We start from the raw sequence: 21,292 nt of genomic DNA on the forward strand, positions 1-21,292 counted from the left end.
CCGGAGCCGAGCCGGGCGGGCCGCCACTCCTCCCTTCCAGGAGCCCCCTCGTGAATCAGCCTGCCGAGAACCAGACCCCGTCGGGCGCGGTCAGCCTCGCCCAGTCCTCCCCCACCGTCGGCACGTTCCGTGAGCGGGACGGCGCGCTGGAGTGGAGCGGACGTCAGGAGACCCTGCGGATCGAGCCCTGGGGGCCGGACGCGGTCCGGGTCCGCGCCCGGCTGGGCGGTCCGGTCCTCGACGGACTGCCGGGTGCCCTGCTGGACGAGGCGGAGTCCACCGAGAGCAGTGTCAAGATCGAGGACGGGTACGGCCGGCTGACCGTCGGCGCGCTCACCGTCGAGGTCGACGCCGAGGGCCTGATCCGGTACACGCGCACGGCGGACGGAGTTGAGCTGCTGTCCGAGGCGCGCGCCCACTTCTGGTGGCCGGGCTCGCGCCTGTACACCGCGGTCGGCAACGGCTACCACCGGCTGGAGCAGCGGTTCGCCGCGTACGACGACGAGAAGCTGTACGGCCTGGGCCAGCACCAGCACGGGCGGCTGGACCAGAAGGGCCTGGTCCTGGACCTCGTCCAGCGCAACGCCGAGGTCGGCATCCCGGTGCTCACCTCCAGCCGCGGCTACACCCTGCTGTGGAACAACCCGGCGATCGGCCGCGTCGAGCTGGCGGGCAACGGCACGCGCTGGGTGGCGGACTCGGCCCGGCAGATCGACTACTGGATCACGGCCGGCGACCCGGCCGACGCGCAGCGCCGTTACAGCGCCGCGACCGGCCGTACGCCGATGCTGCCGGAGTGGGCGGCCGGGTTCTGGCAGTGCAAGCTGCGCTACCGCACCCAGGACGAACTCCTCGCCGTGGCACGGGAGTACAAGCGCCGGAACCTGCCCATCGACGTCATCGTCTGTGACTTCTTCCACTGGACGCACCTGGGCGAGTGGAAGTTCGACCCGGCCGAGTGGCCCGACCCGGCAGCGATGGTCCGGGAACTGGACGAGCTGGGCATCAAGCTGGTGGTGTCCGTGTGGCCGTCGGTGTCGCCGCTGAGCGAGAACCACCACCTCATGGAACAGCGCGGCTACTTCATCGGCACCCAGTACGGCCCGATGGCGCACGCCGACTGGCCCGACAAGGAGGTCGCGTCGACCGTCCAGGTGGCCTTCTACGACGCCACGAACCCCGAGGCCCGGGACTTCGTGTGGTCGAGGGTGAAGGAGAACTATCTGGAGCCGTACGGCATCAAGGCGTTCTGGCTGGACGCCTGCGAGCCGGAGATCAAGCCGGGCTTCCAGGAGAACCTGCGCTACTGGGCGGGCCCCGGGCTGGAAGTCGGCAACATCTACCCGACCGAGAACGCGCGCACCTTCTACGAGGGGCTGAAGGCGTCCGGCGAGGACGAGATCGTCTCCCTCAACCGCTCGGCGTGGGCGGGCAGTCAGCGCTACGGGGCCGCCCTGTGGTCCGGTGACATCGCCACCGACTTCCCGACCCTGCGCCGCCAGATCGCGGCCGGCCTCAACACCGCCCTGTCCGGCATCCCCTGGTGGAACACCGACATCGGCGGCTTCCACGGCGGAAACCCGGACGACCCGGCGTACCGCGAGGTGATGGTCCGCTGGTTCCAGTTCGGCGCGTTCTCCCCGCTGATGCGACTGCACGGCTTCCGCGATCCCGGCATGCCCCTGGGACCGAAGATGACCGGCGGTCCCAACGAGGTCTGGTCGTACGGCGAAGAGGCCGGGGCGGTGCTGGAGCAGTACCTGCGCCTGCGGGAGCGGCTGAAGCCGTACGTCCTTGAGGTCATGCGGGAGGCCCACGAGGAGGGGCTGCCGGTCATGCGGCCGCTGTTCCTGGAGTTCCCCGGGGACGAGCGGGCCTGGTCGGTCGACGACGCGTATCTGTTCGGGCGGGATGTGCTGGTCGCGCCGGTGCTGGAGGCGGAGGTGACGGCGTGGACGACGTATCTGCCGGCGGGGGCGCGGTGGACCGATGCGTGGACCGGGGAGACGTATGAGGGGGGTACGTCGGTGACTGTGGACGCGCCGTTGGATCGGATCCCGGTGTTCCTGCGGGACGGGGTGTCGTTGCCGATCGCCGAATAGCGCACGCATCCGGCGGCTGGGACGGGGCGGGGTGGGCTGCGCAACTCGGCGCTACGAGGTGCCGCTGCGCCCACCCTCCCCCATCGCCCCAGCGGCACGACCGCTCGCAGCTAAGACGTCTACGCTATGGCCGCATCGCATTGATCTTCGGGGGTGTTCGGCATCCCGTGAGCGAGCGGAGAGCGCTGAGGATGAACAGCCGTACGGGAGACCCTCGTGGAGTTCGCGAGGGACGGCCGGCACGTCGAGGTCGGAACATACGTGTGCACCGGACGCGTACGACGATACGCACGACCGGTGCGTACGTCGGTGTACCGGCGCCGGTCGCCCCGCCGGAGGCGGGTGTCCCCCGGGGTTTTCTGCCGGGGCCCGCTCGGCATATCGCCGTGTGGAGTGCGCTGACGCTGCTCGTCACCGGGGTGGTGTCGGTGGGGGTGTGGCTGTGCATCACGTTTCAGACGGCGGTCACGCCGGTGCTGATCGCGTTGTTGGGGACCGCGTTGCTGGGGCCGTTCTATCGGCGGCTGGTGGCGATGAAGTTCAACAAGTCCCTTGCCGCCGGGCTGACTTGTGCGGCCGTGGTGGTGGTGATGGGTGGGGCCATGTACATCGTGGTGGCCGCGCTGATCGACACCGGTGACCAGATCATCTCCTCGCTGCGGGACGCGGCGAAGTCGCTCAGCGAGGAGTTCGGGGTGGCGGGGACGTCGCTGGACGACCTGGCGAAGAACGCGAAGGAGTTGCTGTCCAAGTTCGGGGGCACGGCGGCCTCCGGGGTGCTCAGCGGAGTCGGGGTCGTCAGCGAGATCATCGCGATGGCGATCCTGGCGCTGACGCTGATGTTCTTCTTCCTGCGCGACTCGGACCGGGCGGTCACCGCCCTGCACTCGTTCGCGCCCCGCCGCGGTGAGACGCTGGAGGTGATGTCCCGGCGCGCCTTCCTGGCGATCGAGGGCTATATGCGCGGGACGACGATCATCGCGTTCATCGACGCGGTCTGCATCGCGATCGGCCTGCTGGTCCTCAAGGTGCCGGGCGCCCTGGGGCTCGCGGCCCTGGTGTTCATCGGCGCGTACATCCCGTATCTGGGCGCGTTCCTGTCGGGCTCGGTCGCCATTCTGGTGGCGTTCGCGGACCGTGGCGCGGTGACGGCGCTGTGGGTACTGGGGGTGATCGCCGTGGTGCAGTTCCTCGAAGGGAACGTGTTCCAGCCGATGATCCACAGCCGGACCGTGCAGATGCACCCGGCGGCGATCCTGCTGGCGCTCACCGCGGGCGCCTCCATCGCCGGCATCCTCGGCATGCTCCTCGCGGTGCCGCTCGTCGCGGCGGCCTCCGGCGTGCTGTCGGAACTCCGGGCGCGATACGGCGACGGAGGCGCCCATGCCACCGACGGAGGCGCTCGTACCGACGAGCCGGCGGCCGCGAGCCCTGCGGCGGCCCCGTGACCGTGGGCCCGTGACCGGGCGGAGCCGGAGGGCTGCCTGGGCAGCCATACCGGCCGTGTGATCAACTCCTTTGTACGGCACGGGGGTTCGCGTCGGTCATCGCTCCCCCGTCGGCCGTTCCACCGTCGAAAGGAGCCCCGCCCGTGTCGTCCTCGTTCTCCGTCCCGTTCTCGCTCAAGCTGGCGAACCTGCTGCTCCGGCCCGTCTCGGGCTCCCGGCGCGACCCCGACCGGGCCTTCGACCGGATCCTCGCCAAGGCCGGACAGGCGGAGGGGGACGAGGAGTTCACCGACGGCTTCCGGTTCCTGATGCGGGGCTGGGCGGGCGACGAGCATCTGACTCCGGTCGGCTGGCAGTCCGCGCAGTCCCATGTCCGCAGACATCTCACCAACCGGGCCCGGGTCCAACGGCTGATCGCCGAGCACCCCGAGATCGAGCAGGAGCCCATCGAGAGGCCGGTGTTCGTGGTGGGGCTGCCGCGCACCGCCACCACACTCACCCACAACGTGCTGTCCATTTCGGACGACCACCGCTGTCCCCTGCTGTGGGAGCTGGTCGCCCCCGACCTCTACGCGTCCGAGCAGCGGCGGCGGAAGGCGATCGCGTCCACGCGCCGCTGGGTCGACGGCATCAATCTGCTCGCCCCGCGCTTCCGCGACATCCACCCGATGACCGCCGAGGGCCCCGAGGAGTGCACCTTCGTCCTTCCGCACGTCCTGGTGCCGCTGTCCCAGGCCCGCATACCGGAATACCAGGCCTGGCACTACGAGCGGGACTTCGTCGCCGACTACCGCCACCTCAAGCAGGTCTACCAGGTCCTCCAGTACGGCCGGCCCCGTCGCCGCTGGGTGCTGAAGTCCCCCATGCACACCGAGCATCTGACCGCGCTGCGCACCGTCTTCCCCGACGCCACGATCGTGTGGACCCACCGGGACCCGGCGACCGTCGTGGCGTCGTTCTGCAGCCTGGTCGAGCAGGGCATGATCGGCACCCTCTCCCCGCTCGACCTGCACGAACTCGGCGCCCAGTGGCTGGAGTTGCTGCATCACCTCGTGCGGCGCGGCATGGCCGCCCGGGCCGCTATTCCCCGCGAGGCGCTCGTGGACGCCCCCTATTCATGGCTCGGCACCGACCCGGCCACGGGCGCCCCGAAGCTCTACGACGCCATCGGCGCCCACTGGACCGACGCGGACGCCGCCCGGCTCCCGGGGATCACCGCCCGGCCCAAGGGCAGCCGCCCCCACCGCTACGACCTCGCCCGCTACGGCCTGACCCGCGCCGACGTCGAGTCGGTGTTCGCCGACTACAACGCGCTGCGGGAGGAGGTGGACCGGGCCTGACGGCAGCGGCCCTCGGCCACAGGCAGGTGACCGAGGGCCGTGTCCTATTGACTGGCCATGCGTCCTAGCCGATGACCCGGCCCAGCTCGATCCGGTCGATGTTCGGCGCCCAGGCGGTCGCGTTGCCGAACGTCACCTTGTTGGCGCCCTTCTTCAGGTCGACGGGAACGCCCACCGTCCAGTAGTCGTCCCAGCTCCAGGTGTTCTTGAAGGTGACCTTGCGGGGCTCGCCGTCCCCGACCGTGATGTCCGCCGTACGGGACATGATGTCCGTGTTGTACGCATGTCCGTTGTCGCGGCGGTCGTTGTGCGCGTAGTGGACGACCAGCATGTAGCGGCCGGACGTGGGCGCGTCCACCGTGAACTCGGCGGTGCTGTCGGCGCTGTTGCCGAGCCAGCCGATGTACGAACCGGCTGTGGCGTACGCCGAGTCGACGAGCTTGGCCCCGCCCGCGAGGGTGGCCGAGGCGCCCTCGTAGGAGAGCGTGCCGGCGGTCGAGCCGTCGCCGGTGACGTCGAGGGAGCGGAGGGCGGTGTGCTTGGCCGTCACCGTGACGCGGTTGTTGCCCGCGACGAGGTACAGCTTCAGCGGCCGGCCGGGTACCGCCGCCACCGTCTGCCCGTGCAGGGCGAGCTTCACCGGCGTCGACGCGCGGGGCACCACCCGGTAGTAGCCGTCGCGGGGGGCGTAGACGTCGAAGACCGCCTTGTCGCCGGAGCGCAGGACGAGGGCGCCGGTGCCGACGCCGGACGACGAGGAGTAGTCGTACGACGGCTTGCCGCTGATGTCGGCGAGCGTGGCCTCGTACGAGGCGGAGGGCTCGGCGGTGCGGGCGGTGAGGTCGATCCGGTCGAGGGTGACCTCGGCGGCGCCCTTGGCGAGGGTCAGGGTGTGGGTGCCGGCCGGCAGCTCCACCCGGACGTCCTTCTTCGCGCGGTAGGTCCAGTTCTCGGTGGACGGGTAGGTCACCGTGACCGGGTCGCCGCCGTCGATCGACAGCTTCTGCGTGGCCGGGGTTCCGGACTGGTTGCCGTACAGGATCGCCAGGTCGTACGTGCCGTCCTTCGGGACCGACACCGTGAAGTCGACCTTGCTGGTGGCCTGGTTGAGGGAGCCGACGTCCTTGGTGCCGGAGGCGGCGTAGCCGTTGGCGTTGCTGACGGTGCCCTGGGTGTAGACCTTGCCGTCGGTGATGGCGGCTTCCTCGGCCTCGTAGGAGCCGGTCCAGGGAGTGGAGACGGCGGACGGGGTGCCGGAGCCGCCGGGGGTGAGGACGATCCGGTAGGCGGACATCTTGTGCATGCCGCGCAGCGGGACGGTCACCGTGCCGTCGTCGGCGACCTTCACCTTCGTACGGGTGAGGACGCGGGGCGTGGCGTGCTGGCCCTCGTAGCCGGACCAGGCGGCCTCGGCGACGGTCGCGGTGACCGTACGGCCGAAGAGGGACCGGGAGACCTTCTGAACCACGACGTCCGTGTCACCGGCCGAGCCGCCGAGCAGGACCTGGGCCTGGCGGCGGGAGGTGTCGAGGGAGGCGAGGCCCTGGAGGGTGTCGATGGTGTTGGCCTGCGGCGGCGTGACCTTGACGGTGTTCCCGGTCAGGCCCGCGTACCAGCGGAAGAACCACCAGCCGCCGTTGGGGATGTTGGAGCGGACGACGTTGCCGTCCATGTTGCCGGCGGCGTCCCAGTACGCCTGGTTGGCGTACACCTTGTTCCTCTCGAACATCGAGACCCACTGGACGAGTTGGCCGGGGACGGAGAGGTCGCGGCGGTTGGCGTACTCGTCGATGTTGATCTTCAGCGGGGCTATGCCCGCCTCGCGTTCCAGCTCACGGTAGTTGTCGTAGTGCGCCTGGAAGTCCCGCAGCGAGCCGGAGCCCAGCTCGTGCCAGGTCATGATCTGGGGCAGGACGTTCTCGCGCTTGGCGAAGGCGAGGAAGTCCTTCAACAGGCGGGTGTGGTAGGCGGCTTCGTTGGGGCCGGCGATCCTCGCGTCGGGGTCGATGGCGCGGATGCGCTCGTACACCGTCTTCCAGTCCCGGAAGAACCGGTCGCGGTTGGCCTCGTACTGGGCCTGGTCGGCGACGCCGAGCTTGTACCAGATCTGGTCGGGCTCGTTGAACGGGATGTAGACGAAGCGGTCGCTGTTCGGGTCGGCCGCGATCTCCTTGGCGATCTTGTCGACCTTGGGGAGGTAGTCGTCGATGCCGAGGTCCTCATACGGCCACTTGGCGTAGATGTCCTGCATCATCACGTTGATCTCGCCGCCGCCGTTGCGGAAGAACGACTTGGAGACGGTGAGCGCGTCGCCGTTGGGGTGCTGGGCGCCGCCCTCCGGCTTCTGCGAGATGCTGGTGATCTTCAGGGGTTCCAGGGCGGCGTCGCTGGGCACCCCGTCGTCGCTGAGGCCGTACAGCGCGCCGTTGGCGCCGAGCATCACCGGGCCCTCGGAGGCGGAGAGGTCGACGGTCAGGCGCTGAGGGTCGGCGGCGGCCGCCGGCCCAGCGGTGGGGAGGGTGCCTGCCATGGCGGCTGCTCCAAGTGCGGTGGCGGCAAGGGCGGTTCTGATACGGGATCTTGTGCGGGTGGGGGTGATCACGCTGCTGGACCCTCCAGTCACTGCGGTCATTTGACGGCTCCACTGGTGATTCCGGACACGATCTTTCGCTGGCCGACGAGGAACACGGCGACCATCGGCAGGCTCATCACCACGACGTACGCGAAGACGAGATGCCAGTTGTTGAGGTAGAGCTGGGCGCTGGCGACCTTGTAGAGGTTCAGCGGGAGGGTGGCCCGCTCGCCGCCGCCGAGGACGAAGAAGGCGTAGAAGATGTCGCTCCAGGCGTAGAGCATCACCATGATCGTCGCGGTGGCGATGACCGGCCGGAGGAGCGGAAGGACGATCCGGGCGAAGATCCGGAAGGGCTTCGCCCCGTCGATCCGGGCGGCCTCCTCCAGCTCCATGGGGATGGCCCGGATGAACCCGGTCATGAAGAAGATGGAGGTGGAGAGGTACATGCCGGTGTAGACGGCGATCATTCCGGGGCGGGTGTTCGCGAGGCCCAGTTGCCGCAGCTCCATCACGATGGTGATGACGGCGGGCGGCAGCAGCAGTCCGCTGATGCAGAGCGCGTACGCCGCCGAGACCAGCTTCGACTTGCGGCGGGCGAAGACCCAGGCGGCGCCCGCGCCGAGGATGAGGACGAGGACCACCGAAGGGACCACGACGAGCAGGGAGTTGAGCAAGCCCTGCAGCATCTCGCCCTGGGCGACGGCGTCCGCGTAGTTGCTCCCCGGCTGCCACTGCCCCGGCAGGTCCAAGTTCGGCTTGATGGCCTCCGCCTGCGGCTTGGCGGAGGTGACGAGGACCAGCCACAGGGGGACGCCTACGGCGAGGCCGGCGAGGAGGAGGACGAGGCCGGGACGGCCGTACCGCCACATCACGGCGCTCACAGGAGCTGCTCCCTTCGTCGCAGGCCGACGACCAGCGGGATCGCGACGGCGACCACCACCAGGAAGAGGACGAGGCTCATCGCGGAGGCCTGGGCGTACAGGCCCTGGCCGAAGATCCGGAACATGTAGATGTTGAAGACCTCGGTGGAGGCCGCGGGCCCGCCGCCGGTGGTGGCCTGCACGATGTCGAAGGTGTTCATCGAGCCGATGAGCGCCGTGGTGACGTTGAAGGTGACGGCGGGCGCGAGCATCGGCCAGCGGACGGAGCAGAAGGTCCGCCAGGGCCCGGCGCCGTCCATCCGAGCGGCCTCCAGCATGTCTCCGGGGATGCCCTTCAGCCCCGCCAGATAGATCAGCATCGACAGGCCCATCCACTTCCAGCCGTGGATGAGAGTGACGAGGACGATCGTCCAGGTCGTCGAGCCCAGCCAGGGGATGTCCGTGCCGAGGACCGAGTTGACCGCGCCGTCCTGGTCGAGGAGGGCCTGGAACACGTATCCCGTGGCGAGGGCCGAGATCAGCACCGGGAGGAAGAAGACGGCACGGAAGAACCGGTTGAAGCGGGTGTCGTCCTCCAGCAACAGGGCGAGCACGAGGCCGAACCCGTTCTGGAAGAGGGCCGCGAGGAACGCGTACAGCAGGGTCGTGCGGATCGCGCGGACGAGGGTGCCGTCGTCGGCGATGGTCATGAAGTTGTCGAGGCCGGTGAAGGCGATGTCCGAGTGGTACGAGGACCAGTTGGTGAACGGGTAGTAAAAGTTGAGTAGGTTGGGCACCAGGAAGAAGCCCGCGAAGACGACGATCGCGGGGAGCGCGAACCACCAGGGGTGATGCACAGCGGCGCGCGGCAGCCGCCCCACGCCCTTCCGTGCGCCTGCGCCTGGTGCGGGTGCCTGCTTGCGTGCGCTACGTACGACAGTGTCCGCCATGGCTAGAAACCGGGCGCGCCCTGGGCCTTGGCCACCTGCGCGAACTGGTCCTGGATGGCCTGGGCGACCTGCTGCGGGTTCTTCTTGTCGTAGAGCATGTCGGCGAGATAGAGGTGCGTGTCGGGGGCGACGATCGCCTTGGCCTGGAAGACCCCGATGGCCGTGGGCAGAGTGGCGACCTGGGCCGTCGACGTCTGCGGCAGCCCGTCCGGGGTGGGCACGGACGGCTGTACGGACGGGATCTTCATCGTCTTGATGTAGTCCGCGTAGTCGGGGCCGAGCCAGAAGGCGAGGAACTGCCGGGCCGCGTTCTGCCGCTTCTCGTCACCGGTCTTGAAGGCGACGACTCCGTTGGTCTGGTCGGGCGAGTACATGCCGGTGGCGGCGGAGTTGGCGATCGGGAACCAGCCGATCTTCTCGTCGATCTCCTCGGTGGAGTACTTGGCCTGCAACTGGGTCTGGAAGGAGGTGACGTTGAGGACCATGCCGGCCTCGCCCTTCCACAGCGCGTCGGCCTGCCCGGTGAAGGTGCCCGTCTTGTAGTTCTTCTGGGCGAGCCCGGCGTCGAGCAGCTTCTCCTTGTACTTCTTGATCGCGCCGACGACGACCGGGTCGGTCCACTTCTCCTTGTTCTCGTTCAGGTCGGCCCACCACTGCTTGTCCAGGTCGGTGAGCTGGACCTGCATCTGCCACTGCAACGGCCACTTGTCGCCGCCGGCCTCGTAGAAGGCGGCCGCGTCGGAGTTGTCGACGACCTTGTGACCGAGGGCCAGCAGCTCGTCGTACGACTTCGGGAAGTCCTTCTCGCTCAGCCCGGCCGCCTTGAACACGTCCTTGTTGTAGTAGACGCCGAGCATGGCGGGGCTGGTGACGATCGCCGCGTACCGCTTGCCGTCGATGATGCCGAGCGACTTCTCGGTGTCGCCGAGCTTGGACTCCCACTCCTCCCCGTCGAGCGTGAGGAGGTTCTGCTGCGGCTGGATGAAGGGGAGCGTGGAGATGGACGGCTGCCAGAACATCAGGTCGGGGCGGTCGCCGGAGGCCAGTTTGGTCGGCACGTTCTGCTCGTAGAGGTCCGGGACCGCCTGGGTCTCCACCTGGGCGCCGGTCGCCTTCTCGAAGGCGTCGATGACCTGCTTCGGCGCGTTGACCGTGTTCTGCGCGGTCCACATCGTCAGCTTCACGCCGTCGAGGCGGGCGGTGGGGTCGACAGCCGTGTTCTTCGTGTCCGACGCCCCGGAGTCCCCGGCAGTCGGATCGCTGCACGCGGTGGCGGCCAGGCCTATGGCGCAGAGGAGGGCCAGGGAGGGGAGAGCTCTTCTGTTCATTGCGCGTGCCTTTCGAGAACGGGTGTTCAGGAAGCGGGACTGAAGAACAGCGGTGCGTGTACCGGCTCAGGCACGGGAGGGCGGTGGCCCCGAGCTCTCCCGCACCACGAGTTCCGGTACGGACACCGGGTGCGGGGCGATCTGCGCGGACTCCTCCATCAGCCCGTGGAGCAGGGCGAACGCGGAGCGCCCGAGGCCGGTGAAGTCCAGGCGTACGGTCGTCAGGGCCGGGGTCAGATAGGCGGAGTGCGGGGCGTCGTCGAACCCGGCCACGCTGACCTCGCCGGGGACGGACCGGCCGGCCTCGTGCAGGGCGCGCAGCACACCGAGCGCGAGGTCGTCGTTGCCGCAGAGGATCGCGGTGACGGACGGGTCCGCGGCGAGCCCGACGCTCGCTGCGTGACCGCCGGCCGGGCCCCAACTGCCCTGCACGGGACGGGGTTCGGGCGCGCCCGCCTCCTTCAGTGCCTGCCGCCAGCCGGTGGTGCGGGCGCTGGTGCGCCGGGTGCTGGACGGGATGGCGACGTAGTGCACGGTCTCGTGGCCGAGGGAGAGGAGGTGGCGGGTCACCTCGTAGGCGGCCTCGCGGTCGTCGGTCCACACCCAGGGGCGGTCGCCACCGGGAGGGCTCGCCGGGGTCTCGACGACACCGACGACCGGTAGTTCGGCAGGGACGGCGGCCAGGGCCCCCACGCCGGCCGGATCGTAGGCGATCACGATCAGTCCGCCACCCGCGTCCGCGGCCCGCTGCACCTCGGCGGCGACCGCGGCCTCGTCCGCCGATTCCAGTACGCCGATCCCGACCGCGTAGGAGGCCGCGCGTGCCGCCTCCTCGACTCCCTGGAGGATCGAGGCGTAGCCGTAGTGGGTGGTGTTGGCGGTCAGCACCGTCACCGCCCGGCTGCGGCCGCTGGCCAGCGCGAGCGCGGTGGCGTTGCGGCGGAAGCCCAGCTCGTCGATGGCCGCGAGCACCCGCTCCCGGGTCGTCTGCTTGACGCTCGGGTGGCCGTTGATCACCCGGGAGACGGTCTGGTACGAGACCCCGGCGGCGGTCGCGACGTCCCGGATGCTCGCCGGGCGCCTTGTGTGACCGGTCACATTCATGCCAGGATTGTGACCGGTCACACTGGGGGCGTCAAGAGAATGTAATGACGGATTCACTCGGCTGACTCACCTGACTCGTCTGTCTCGGGAGTCGGCCGACTCATCTGACTCACTCTGACTCAGGAGGGGGAACGCGTTGACCGACACGGCGGACGCGACGGGCTCGTACTCCAACCAGCCCCGGACGACGTTCAGTTGGGGCCATACGGCCATGGAGGCCGAGTTCGTCGCCGCCTCCGACGGGACCCTTCGGCTTGCCCGGCTGGGCCGTCCCTCGGATCCCGGCTCCGACCCGGACGTCGCCCTGCCTCTCGTCGAGTTGACGGCGGTGGGGCATGGAAGTGGGTGGTCCGGGCCTCGGTTCACCGGTACGGCGTTCGGGGGGCGGCTCGCGTATCGGGGGTATCGGAGCAGCCGCGGGGAGGACGGGTGGGAATCACTTACCGTCGAACTCCACGACCCGGCGACCGGGTTGACGGCCTTCGTGGAGCTGACCTCCCCCACCGGCGTGCCCGTGCTCCGCTCCCGGGTCCGCCTCCGCAACGACGGCACGGAACCCTTGGTCGTCCAGTCCGTCAGCAGCCTCCTGCTCGGCGGGCTGCCTGCTCCGGAGGCACTGGACGTGCACCGGGCCCGCAACGACTGGCTCGCGGAGTGCCGTTGGTACGCCGAGCCGCTGCGGGACACGGTCGCCGACATCAGCGTCGACGTCCACCAGCACGACAGCCGGGCGGCGCTCACCCTTGCCGGGCGCGGCAGTTGGCCCAGCGACGGTCATCTGCCGATGGGCGCGCTGACGGAGCGGGGCGGCGACCGGGCCTGGCTGTGGCAGATCGAGTCACCGGCCGGCTGGCGCTGGGACCTCGGCGAACGCGCGCACGGCACCTACCTGGCGCTCAACGGCCCCACCGACGCCGAGCACCAGTGGCGGGTGCGGCTGGCGCCGGGCGAGGAGTTCACGACCGTACCGGCGGCGCTGGCCCTCGGCTCCGGGCTCGACGACGCGATGGGCGCCCTGACGGCGTACCGCCGTGCCGTCCGCCGCCCCCACCCGGACCACGAGACGTTGCCCGTGGTCTTCAACGACTACATGAACACCCTGATGGGCGACCCGACCACGGGGAAGCTGCTACCGCTGATCGACGCGGCGGCGAGCGCGGGCGCGGAGTACTTCTGCATCGATTCCGGGTGGTACGACGACTCGGAGAACGGCGGCTGGTGGGACAGCGTCGGCGAGTGGCTGCCGTCGCCGCGCCGCTTCCCCGACGGCGGTATCACGGCCGTCCTGGACCGGATCCGGGAGCGCGGTATGGTGCCCGGTCTGTGGCTGGAGCCGGAGGTGGTGGGTGTACGCAGTCCGATCGCGGCCGAACTCCCGCCGGAGGCCTTCTTCCAGCGCGACGGAGTACGTCTCACCGAACAGGGCCGCCACCACCTGGACCTCCGCCATCCGGCGGCCCGGGCCCACCTCGACAAGACGGTCGACCGGATCGTCGGCGACTGGGGCGTCGGCTACCTGAAGCTCGACTACAACATCGTCGTCGACCCGGGCACCTGCGCCCCCGGCGACCGCGCACCCGGCGCCGGCCTCCTCGGCCACGCCCACGCCTACCTGGGGTGGCTGTCCGACGTTCTGGACCGCTACCCGCACCTGGTCATCGAGAACTGCGCCTCCGGCGGCATGCGCATGGACGGCGCCACCCTGGCCGTCGCCCAGCTCCAGTCCACCAGCGACCAACAGGACCCCCTCCGCTACCCGCCCATCGCCGCCGCCGCACCCACGGCGGCACCCCCCGAACAGGGCGCCGTCTGGGCCTACCCGCAGCCCGACCACGACGACGACCTGATCACCTTCACCCTGGGCGGCGCCCTCCTCGGCCGCATCCACCTGTCGGGCCACCTCAACCGCATGTCCGAGCACCAACTGCGGCTCGTACGGGCTGCCGTAGACACGTACAAGTCGATCCGCGAGGACCTGGCCCGCGCCCTGCCGTTCTGGCCGCTCGGCCTGCCCGGCTGGACCGAGGAGTGGCCCGTGCTGGGGCTGCGGGTGCCGGACGGACCGTCGTATCTGTCTGTGTGGCGGAGGGACGGGTGTGACGAACTCCGGCTGCCCGTACGGCACTTGGCGGGCCAGGACGTCCGTACGGAGATCCTGCACCCGTCCGGCCCGGGTACCGGGTCGGTGGTCTGGGACCGGGAGAGTGGCGAACTGCGGGTGTCGCTGCCGCGCACACCCGGCGTACTGCTGATCCGTCTGACATCAAGGACGTAGGCGTACGTGTGCCCGAGCCGGCGCCGCATGGGGGAACGGCGCCGACTCGGGGTGTGGTCAGCTGCTGCTGACGGTCAGGTTGTTGGTGACGAAGTCCAGGCCGCCGGAGGACGAGGTGACCTCGAAGCCGAACTGGACGTCGCCGATGGTCTCGTTGCCCATCCAGCCCTTGGTGTCCTTGATCCACTTGAGGATGGGGAGGATCTGGACCGTGCCGGAGGTGGAGTCGGAGGTACGCAGGAACGAGAAGACGTCCCAGTAGGTGCCGTCGGAGCGGTAGGCGCGGCCCTTGTACACGTTCCAGCTGTGGCCGCCGAGGCTCACGCTCTGCTGGAAGGTGCCGAGGGCGCCGACGTCGCCGTTGTAGTTGACCCAGAGCATGGTCTCGTAGTCGTAGTCCGTGTCCCAGATGTCGTACGAGGAGTTGTACGAGCCCGAGGACGGGACGGTGACGTTGTAGCTGCTGTTGAGCGAGCCCAGCGAGGTGATCGTCTTGTTGATCACCTTCTTGGAGTTGGGGTACGACTTGATGCCGCCGGTGTTGGGGTGGTTGGCCCAGACACCCCAGTTCGTACCGGAGTTGGCCCAGATGCACTGGCTGCCGGCGCCGCCGCCCCAGATGTTGTTGTAGAGCGTGTAGCCGTTGAGGCTGGTGTTGCCCCACTGGTCGCAGGAGTTCCAGACGGCGGCCGAGGCGGGGGCGGCGGCGAGGCCGATGGTGGCGCCGAGCGCAAGCGCCGGGGCCAGCAGGGCCTTGGTCATCCTGCTGAGCGTACGTGTTGCCATGGTGTCCCTTCCATGGGTGGGGGGAATTGCGGGGGGAGCTACCGCGGCCCCAGGGTGAGGACGCGGTCTTCGCCGGCGACCAGGTCGAGCGGTTCGGCGCCGGCGGAAGTCCGGAGTTCGATGCGGCGGGTCCGGGTGGGGCGGATCACCGCGGTCGCTTGTTGTGGGGTCCAGGTGAGGTCGAGCTCGGCGCCGAAGCGTGCACGTACGCCTCGGAGGCGGCCCGCCGGGCACATCGCCGGGAGCGCGGGCAGCAGCACCAGGCGGTCCGGCGTCGACTGCACGAGCATCTCCAGCAGTACGGCGGGCAGGGTGTGCGCGGCGTCCGCGTTGTAGACGTCGCGGTTCGGGTAGTGCGCGCTCATCAGCGAGGCGTGGAAGAAGTCCCCCTGGAGGACCTCGCCGAGGGCGTGCGCGACCCGCTCGCCGTCGCGCAGCCGGGCCGCGACGAGGGCGTGGTGCAGATGGCCATGGGCCGAGTCGTTCTCGGAGCCGCGCAGTTCGAGCGCGCGATGGGCCGCGGCGGCGAGGTCCGGGGTGTCGTACGGGTTGATCTCGTCGAGCGGCCAGACGCCGTAGAGTTGACTGAGGTGACGGTGGTCGTACGTATCGTCGAGACCGGGCCAGGCCCATTCGGCGAGGGCGCCGTCGGCGTTGACGCGGTGGGGCGGGAGGCGGTCGGCGAGCGCACGCCAGCGGTTCGCCCCCTCGGGTTGGTCGGGGTGGTACTCGGCCGCTGTGAGCAGGGCATGGCGGGCCGCGGAGAGGTCCATGGCCGCGTTGATCGCGCCCCAGCTCGCGTTCGCCGGCCGGTTCTCCGGCGAGTAGGAGGGGACGACGACCAGCTGCCCCTCGGCGTCGGTGCGGGTGAGGAAGTCCTCGTAGAACAGGGCGATTTCGGCGAGGACGGCAGCCGTGCGCGGATCGCGCGTGCCGCTGGTCTCGTCGTGGTCGACGAGCGGCTTCAGCAGCCAGTCGGCGCCCGCCGTCCACAGATGCAGCGGGTACTCGCGGCTGAAGTGATACGTCAGACCGGTCTCGCCGTCGGAGTGGGGCGGGGCGACCACACCCCGCGCGCCGAAGATCGCCCGGGCGTTCTCCCGCCAGTCGGCGAGCTGACCGTGGATCAGCGCGGCATGCGCCTCGGTGACTTCGGGGAGAGCGGCGGCCGCAGCGGAGGCGGTCTGGAGGTTGAGGTTGGCGTCGTTGGTGAACGCCCCCGCCCAGGCCGTGTTCCAGTCGCCGGTCCACAGACCGACGAGGCGGGGCGGGAGCATGCCGGCGGAGGAGAGCAGGTGGTAGCGGCCGGCGGCGAAGAGGCGTTCGAGGAGGGCGGGGCTGTCGGGGCGGCGGATGAGCTCGGAGCCGGGGAGAACCCGCTCGGCGGGGTCGGCGCCGAGGTCCAGGGCGACCCGCTCGTAGGCGGTGCGGTGGAGCGCGGTGTGGCTGTCCAGCAGCCGGATGTACGCGTCCGGACCGCCCGGCAGCAGGGCGCGCAGGGCGTGGGAGAAGGCCACCGCGTCCAGTTCACCGGTGTGCCGTACGACACGGGTCAACAGGAGCGCGGACTCCGCCCCGGTGACCCGGATGCCCGGCGGGGCGAGCTCTGTACGGCCACCCCTGACCGCGACGATGGTGACTCCGGTGTAGGCCCGGTCGCTGTCCGGGTAGCGGGCGCGGAGGGTGAGCAGGGCGCCCTCCGCGGTAAGGACCGAGCCGTGGCCGACGGCGAGCCCGTCCGGTGCCCCCGGGAGCCGGTGGTCAAGGGTGATGTCCAGGTCCGGGCCCATGACGTGCTGGACGATCACGTCGTCCGCACGCGAGACGAACACCCGGCTGCGCCCGCCCTCGTGCACCACCTCGACGACGCCCGTCCTGAAGTCCACCGAACGGCGGTACCCACGCCACTCCCCCGCCGGCCGCCGCAACCGCACCTGAAAAGCCGGATGGAAGTGCTGCACCCACTGCAACTCGCGCCCGTCCGTGAAACCCTCGGCGGCGGTGACCTCCCCGGCGAGCAGCCTGTCCTGTAGCGAGGCAAGTCGATCGGCGAGACGTGGCGGCTTGGCGTGTTCGCCGCCATTGGGTCGTACGAGGGTGTGGTGGGTGACGATGACACGGTCGTCGTTCGGGTCGCCGAACACCATGGCGCCGTGCCGTCCGTTGCCGCTCAGGAAGGCGTCCTCCCAGCGGGCGGCGGGGGCCGGCTCCCAAGTGCCGTGCGGTGTGTACGCGGTGGTGGTCATGGCCTGAGCACCGCCACGCCGTACCGGCCGAGCGACAGCGAACCGGTGACCTGGGCGCCCGTGAGCAGATCCCGGTGCGTGCCCGGTACGTCGACCGTGACCTCGTCCCTGCCGTGGTTGAGCACGAAGAGCACCTCGCCCCGCCGCACCGCCTCGACCCCGTCGGGCAGCCCGTCGAGCACCGGCCGCACCCCCGTGTCGGCCGCCACCCGCGCCAACAGCCGGCGCAGCTCGGCTGGTTCGGGCAGCGTGGAGACGTACCAGGCACGCCCCTTCCGCAACACCGCCGGAAGGCCGTCGAGTTCACCGACCTTGTACGGGACGACCTCGTCCGCGTCCCCCGCCGCTTCGATCTCCTCGGACCACAGGGTCCCCCGGAAGCCGTCGCACTCGACGGTCTCCCCCGGGTCCAGCGGCCACCACTCGTGCAGCGTCCGGATCCCGAACAGCTCGCGCAGCCGTACGTCCATGCCGCCGGTCCGTACGCGGTCGTCCTCGTCGGCGATCCCGGTCAGGAAGCCGCAGACGAGGGTGCCGCCGGAGCGTACGTACGCGAGCAGGTTCTCGATGGCCGCGTCCGTGAGCAGGTACAACTGCGGTACGACGACGAGCCTGTACGCCGACAGATCGTGCTCGGGGTGGGCGAACGCGGTGGTGAGGTGCGCCTCCCAGAGGGCGCTGTGCCAGGACCGTACGACCTGGGGGTGGTCGACCTCGGAGGACAGCCGTCCGTCCTGCGAACCGGCCCACCAGGAGTGCCAGTCGAACAGCACCGCCACATCCGCGTCGATGTGATGTCCCGTCACTTCATCGCCGATGGCCGCGAGTTCGGCGCCGAGCTGCTTGACCTCCTGGTACGTACGCCCCTCCTCCCCCGCGTGGCTGACCATGCCCGAGTGGAACTTCTCCGCGCCCTGCCGGGACTGCCGCCACTGGAAGTAGCAGACGGCGTCCGCCCCCCGGGCGACGGCCTGGAGGGACCAGAGGCGGTTGAGGCCGCGGGGCTTGGGATGGTTGACGCCGCGCCAGTTGACGGAGCCGGCGGCCTGCTCCATGAGCATCCACGGGCCGCCGCCCGCCTGGGAGCGCGTCAAGTCCTGCACCAGCGCCCCGCTCTGGGCGCCCAGCGGGTCGCGCGGATCCGGGTAGAGGTCGACCGAGACGACGTCCTCCTCCTCGGCCCACCGCCAGGCGTCCTGGCCCACCCACATCGGCATGAAGTTGGTGGTCACCGGGATGTGCGGGGTGTGCCGGCGGACGATGTCGCGTTCGAGGACGTAGCACTCCAGGAGCGCGTCGGACGTGAAGCGCTTGAAGTCCAGCACGTGGCTCGGGTTCTTCATGTAGTGGGCGCGGCGGGGCGGCAGGATCTCGTTCCAGTCGCCGTAGCCCTGGCTCCAGAAGGCCGTCCCCCAGGCCTCGTTGAGGGCGTCGAGCGTGTCGTACCTCCGCCGGAGCCAGCCGCGGAAGGCGGTCGCCGCCTCGTCGCCCCAGTCGTAGGTGCAGTACTCGTTGTTGATGTGCCACATCGTGAGCGCCGGGTGGCAGCCGTAGCGGGCGGCGAGGTCCTCGGTGATGGCGGCGGCGTAGCGGCGGTAGGTGGCGCTGGAGTGCGCGAAGTGCTGGCGGGAACCCCACCACTCGATCTGGCCGTTCTCGTCGCGGGGGAGCGTCTCCGGGTGGAGGCGGCCCATCCACGGCGGTGGGGACGAGGTGGGGGTGGCGAGGACGACGCCGATGCCGTTCTCGTGCATCAGGTCCATGAGCCGGTCCAGCCAGCCGAAGTCCCGCTCCCCCGGGCGGGGTTCGAGTTTCGCCCAGGAGAAGACGCCGAGCGTGACGGAGTTGACGTCGGCCGCCTTCATGAGGCGTACGTCGTCCTGCCAGACCTCCTCGGGCCACTGCTCGGGGTTGTAGTCGCCGCCGAAGAGGATGCGGCCGCGGGTGGCGTCGTTCAGGCTCGGCATCGGCTGCGTGGGGCCTGGCATCAGACCGGCTCCCCGTACTGGATGCCGCGCCCGTTCGTGGCCAGGTACACGCGGCCGTAGACACGCGGGTCGCCGATGATGACCTCGCCGGTCCAGCCCCACTGGTGGGCGTCGTCGTTGACGCGGGTCCAGGTCTTCGCGCCGTCGTCGGAGCGGTAGACGGCGGTGATGGCCTCCGTCGAGCCGACCTGGTAGATCGCCGGGTAGTCGGCGCCGTCGGCGGCCTTGCCGAAGCCGAGGGTGTACGAGGCCCAGCAGCTGTCGATCTTCGAGAAGGCGGCCCCGCCGTCGGTGGAGCGGTACAGCCCGTTCCATTTCGTTGAAAGCCACAGGTCACCGGCGCGGTCGGGCGCCGCGACCAGCTTGAACTGGCTGTCCCCCTTGGGCAGTCCGGTCGCACGGGCGGTGAAGGAACGGCCACTGTCAGTGCTGGCGTATAGCGTTCCTGTGTCGGTGTCGAATGCGTAGAAGAGCGTCGAGTCGGCCGGGTCGGCGACCGGCGTGGCGCCCTTCGGGAAGGAGGAGACCTCGGACCAGGTCGCGCCGTTGTCGGTGGAGCGATGCGCCGCGTACTTCGTGCCGTCCCAGTGCACGAAGGACCACAGCAGCGCGCTGCCGTCGGCGTTGGTGGCGATCGGCCCCGGTGCGCTCTTGGCGATGTCGGGCTGGGCCTCGAAGGGCGCCCAGGTCTGCCCGCCGTCGTTGGAGTAGGCGCCGTTGCCGTGGTCGCCCCAGCCGGTGCGGACCACGTACGACGGCTTCGCCGAGGCCTGCGCGAGTCCCGTCGCCGACCCGAACACGGGGTTGGTCGCCATGCCGCGCGACGGAGACGCCGTGAGCCGCTCGTGGTACATCGTGCCGATGTCCCCGAGTCCGCTGATCAGGTGCGCCTCCCCGGCCGGGGGCGAGATCAGCTGGCGCACGGCCGTCTCCTCCAGGCCCCGGATCTGCGGCGCCCAGTTCTTCAGGTCACGGGTGCCGTAGAGGGTGGCCCCGGTGCCGTACACGATGTGCTTCGAGTCGTACGGGTCGAGCGCGAGCGCCTGGATCCACCAGCCGAACTTCGGCTTGTCATTGCCCCACTTGAGGTAAGGAGTCTCGGATACGTCGAACACAGCGGAGTCCTTGAGGGACGTCCAGGTACGGCCACCGTCCGTCGAGCGGTACACGGTGTCGATGTCGGCCCAGCGGTTGTTGGTGGACACGACGACGGTGCCGGGGCGGCAGGCGTCGACGGCTACCCCGCCGTAGCCGAAGCTGTCGGTGGAACCTCCCCCACTCTCGGCTTCGCTCGAGCGGGAGGTGCCCCCATCCGTGGTGCCGCCCGGCTTCACCGGGGTCACCTCGGTCCAGGTGCCGGTGGTGGTGCGGAGCTTGTGCACACTGCCGTCGGACTGGCCGTTGGGGCCGGGCGCGTTGGCGTACGTCACGTACAGCTCGCGGGTGTGCTTGTCGTACGCGGCGCGGATCGGGACCTTGGCGGCAGCGCCGGTGGGCTGGCCGGGGACGGCCTCCCAGGTGGTGCCGTCGGTGGTGCGGTAGAGGTTCCTGGTCGCCGAGGTGCCGTCGCCGTCGCCCCAGCCGGCGTAGAGGGTGCGGCCCGCGGCGACGAGGAGGGTGACGCCCTGGCCAGTGGCGCTGTGGGCGGCCGGGAAGCCGGTCGCCGCCGCCCAGGTGGCGCCCCGGTCCGTCGACTTGAGCAGGCCGTCGTGTCTGGTGCCCAGCCACAGGGTGTCGCTGTCGCGGGGGTCGACCAGGAGACGCTCGCCCATGCCCCGGCCGTCCTCGTTGGCGCCGAGCTTCACGGTGAGGTCGGTACGGGCCCAGGTGGCGCCGCGGTCGTCGGAGCGGAGGATCGCGCCGTTGCCGGCCCAGGACTGGGCGTACGTGCCGAGGGCCAGGTAGAGGCGGTTCGGGTGGGCCGGGTCGATGGCGATGGCCTCCGTGCCGAGGAGGTTCCAGTCGTCCCAGCCGAGGTGGTCGGTCAGGGGGGTCCAGCGGGCCTTGCGGTCGTCCCAGCGGTAGGCGCCGCCGATGTCCGTGCGGGCGTAGGCGAGGCCACGGACCGTTGGGTGGAAGAGGACGCCGGTGATGAAGCCGGTGCCGCCCATTACTGCGTTGCGCCACCGGTAGCTTCCGGCTGACTCGGCGTTGGTGTCGGCCCCGGCTGCGTGGGCCGGGGTTGCCAGGGCGGGCAGCGTGGTGAGTGCGGCGGCGGTTGCGGTGCCGGCGAGTATGGAGCGGCGGCTCGGCTGGGGCGTGCGCATGACATACCTCGTTGTTCTGTGGG

At 70.2% G+C, this 21,292-nt stretch carries 13 protein-coding genes; 4 read left to right on the plus strand and 9 right to left on the minus strand.

Features of this window, described 5'->3' with window-relative positions; all coding sequences use genetic code 11:
• The first annotated feature begins 50 nt into the window (after positions 1-50).
• From F3T56_RS14795 to F3T56_RS14805, 3 genes are all read left to right on the plus strand, one after another.
• Positions 51-2,102, plus strand: a complete 2,052-nt coding sequence (locus tag F3T56_RS14795; RefSeq protein ID WP_149825655.1) for a glycoside hydrolase family 31 protein — start codon at positions 51-53, stop codon at positions 2,100-2,102.
• A gap of 263 nt (positions 2,103-2,365) precedes the next feature.
• Positions 2,366-3,550, plus strand: a complete 1,185-nt coding sequence (locus F3T56_RS14800) for an AI-2E family transporter (RefSeq protein ID WP_246203624.1) — start codon at positions 2,366-2,368, stop codon at positions 3,548-3,550.
• Positions 3,551-3,693: 143 nt separating this feature from the next.
• Positions 3,694-4,890: a sulfotransferase family protein gene (locus tag F3T56_RS14805; protein WP_149825656.1), complete on the plus strand. Its 1,197-nt coding sequence runs from the start codon at positions 3,694-3,696 to the stop codon at positions 4,888-4,890.
• Between the two features lie 64 nt (positions 4,891-4,954).
• On the opposite strand, the gene F3T56_RS14810 is transcribed toward F3T56_RS14805, so the two are convergent.
• The 5 genes from F3T56_RS14810 to F3T56_RS14830 all read right to left on the minus strand — a co-directional run bounded on the left by F3T56_RS14810 (position 4,955) and on the right by F3T56_RS14830 (position 11,707).
• Positions 4,955-7,420, minus strand: coding sequence for a CBM35 domain-containing protein (locus F3T56_RS14810; protein ID WP_149825657.1), 2,466 nt, complete (start codon positions 7,418-7,420; stop codon positions 4,955-4,957).
• Between the two features lie 98 nt (positions 7,421-7,518).
• Positions 7,519-8,334, minus strand: coding sequence for a carbohydrate ABC transporter permease (locus tag F3T56_RS14815; RefSeq protein WP_172638958.1), 816 nt, complete (start codon positions 8,332-8,334; stop codon positions 7,519-7,521).
• A gap of 8 nt (positions 8,335-8,342) precedes the next feature.
• The gene (locus F3T56_RS14820; RefSeq protein ID WP_149825659.1) at positions 8,343-9,275 is read right to left on the minus strand and encodes a carbohydrate ABC transporter permease; all 933 of its coding nucleotides are present in this window, start codon (positions 9,273-9,275) and stop codon (positions 8,343-8,345) included.
• Positions 9,276-9,277: 2 nt separating this feature from the next.
• Positions 9,278-10,603, minus strand: coding sequence for an ABC transporter substrate-binding protein (locus tag F3T56_RS14825; protein WP_149825660.1), 1,326 nt, complete (start codon positions 10,601-10,603; stop codon positions 9,278-9,280).
• A gap of 66 nt (positions 10,604-10,669) precedes the next feature.
• Entirely contained in the window at positions 10,670-11,707 is a 1,038-nt protein-coding gene (locus F3T56_RS14830; protein WP_172638948.1) for a LacI family DNA-binding transcriptional regulator, read from the minus strand.
• A 136-nt stretch (positions 11,708-11,843) separates the two neighbouring features.
• Between F3T56_RS14830 and F3T56_RS14835 the strand changes: the two genes are divergently transcribed.
• Positions 11,844-13,982, plus strand: a complete 2,139-nt coding sequence (locus F3T56_RS14835) for an alpha-galactosidase (RefSeq protein WP_425473573.1) — start codon at positions 11,844-11,846, stop codon at positions 13,980-13,982.
• A 57-nt stretch (positions 13,983-14,039) separates the two neighbouring features.
• Here the strand turns inward: F3T56_RS14835 and F3T56_RS14840 are convergent, their stop codons facing one another.
• The 4 genes from F3T56_RS14840 to F3T56_RS14855 are packed head-to-tail and all read right to left on the minus strand — an operon-like array spanning position 14,040 to position 21,269.
• Complete coding sequence (locus F3T56_RS14840) at positions 14,040-14,768, minus strand: glycoside hydrolase family 12 protein (RefSeq protein WP_149825662.1); 729 nt, start codon at positions 14,766-14,768, stop codon at positions 14,040-14,042.
• A gap of 38 nt (positions 14,769-14,806) precedes the next feature.
• A complete protein-coding gene (locus F3T56_RS14845) occupies positions 14,807-17,014 on the minus strand; it encodes a glycosyl hydrolase family 95 catalytic domain-containing protein (protein WP_149825663.1) in 2,208 nt (735 codons plus the stop codon).
• Entirely contained in the window at positions 17,011-19,002 is a 1,992-nt protein-coding gene (locus tag F3T56_RS14850; protein WP_149825664.1) for a beta-galactosidase, read from the minus strand. The genes F3T56_RS14845 and F3T56_RS14850 overlap by 4 nt, the downstream gene beginning before the upstream one ends.
• A complete protein-coding gene (locus tag F3T56_RS14855) occupies positions 19,002-21,269 on the minus strand; it encodes a sialidase family protein (RefSeq protein ID WP_149825665.1) in 2,268 nt (755 codons plus the stop codon). Before F3T56_RS14855 ends, F3T56_RS14850 begins: the two co-directional genes overlap by 1 nt.
• Positions 21,270-21,292 lie beyond the last annotated feature (23 nt).

The organism is Streptomyces tailanensis (genome assembly GCF_008386495.1).
Classification (GTDB): Bacteria; Actinomycetota; Actinomycetes; order Streptomycetales; family Streptomycetaceae; genus Streptomyces; species Streptomyces tailanensis.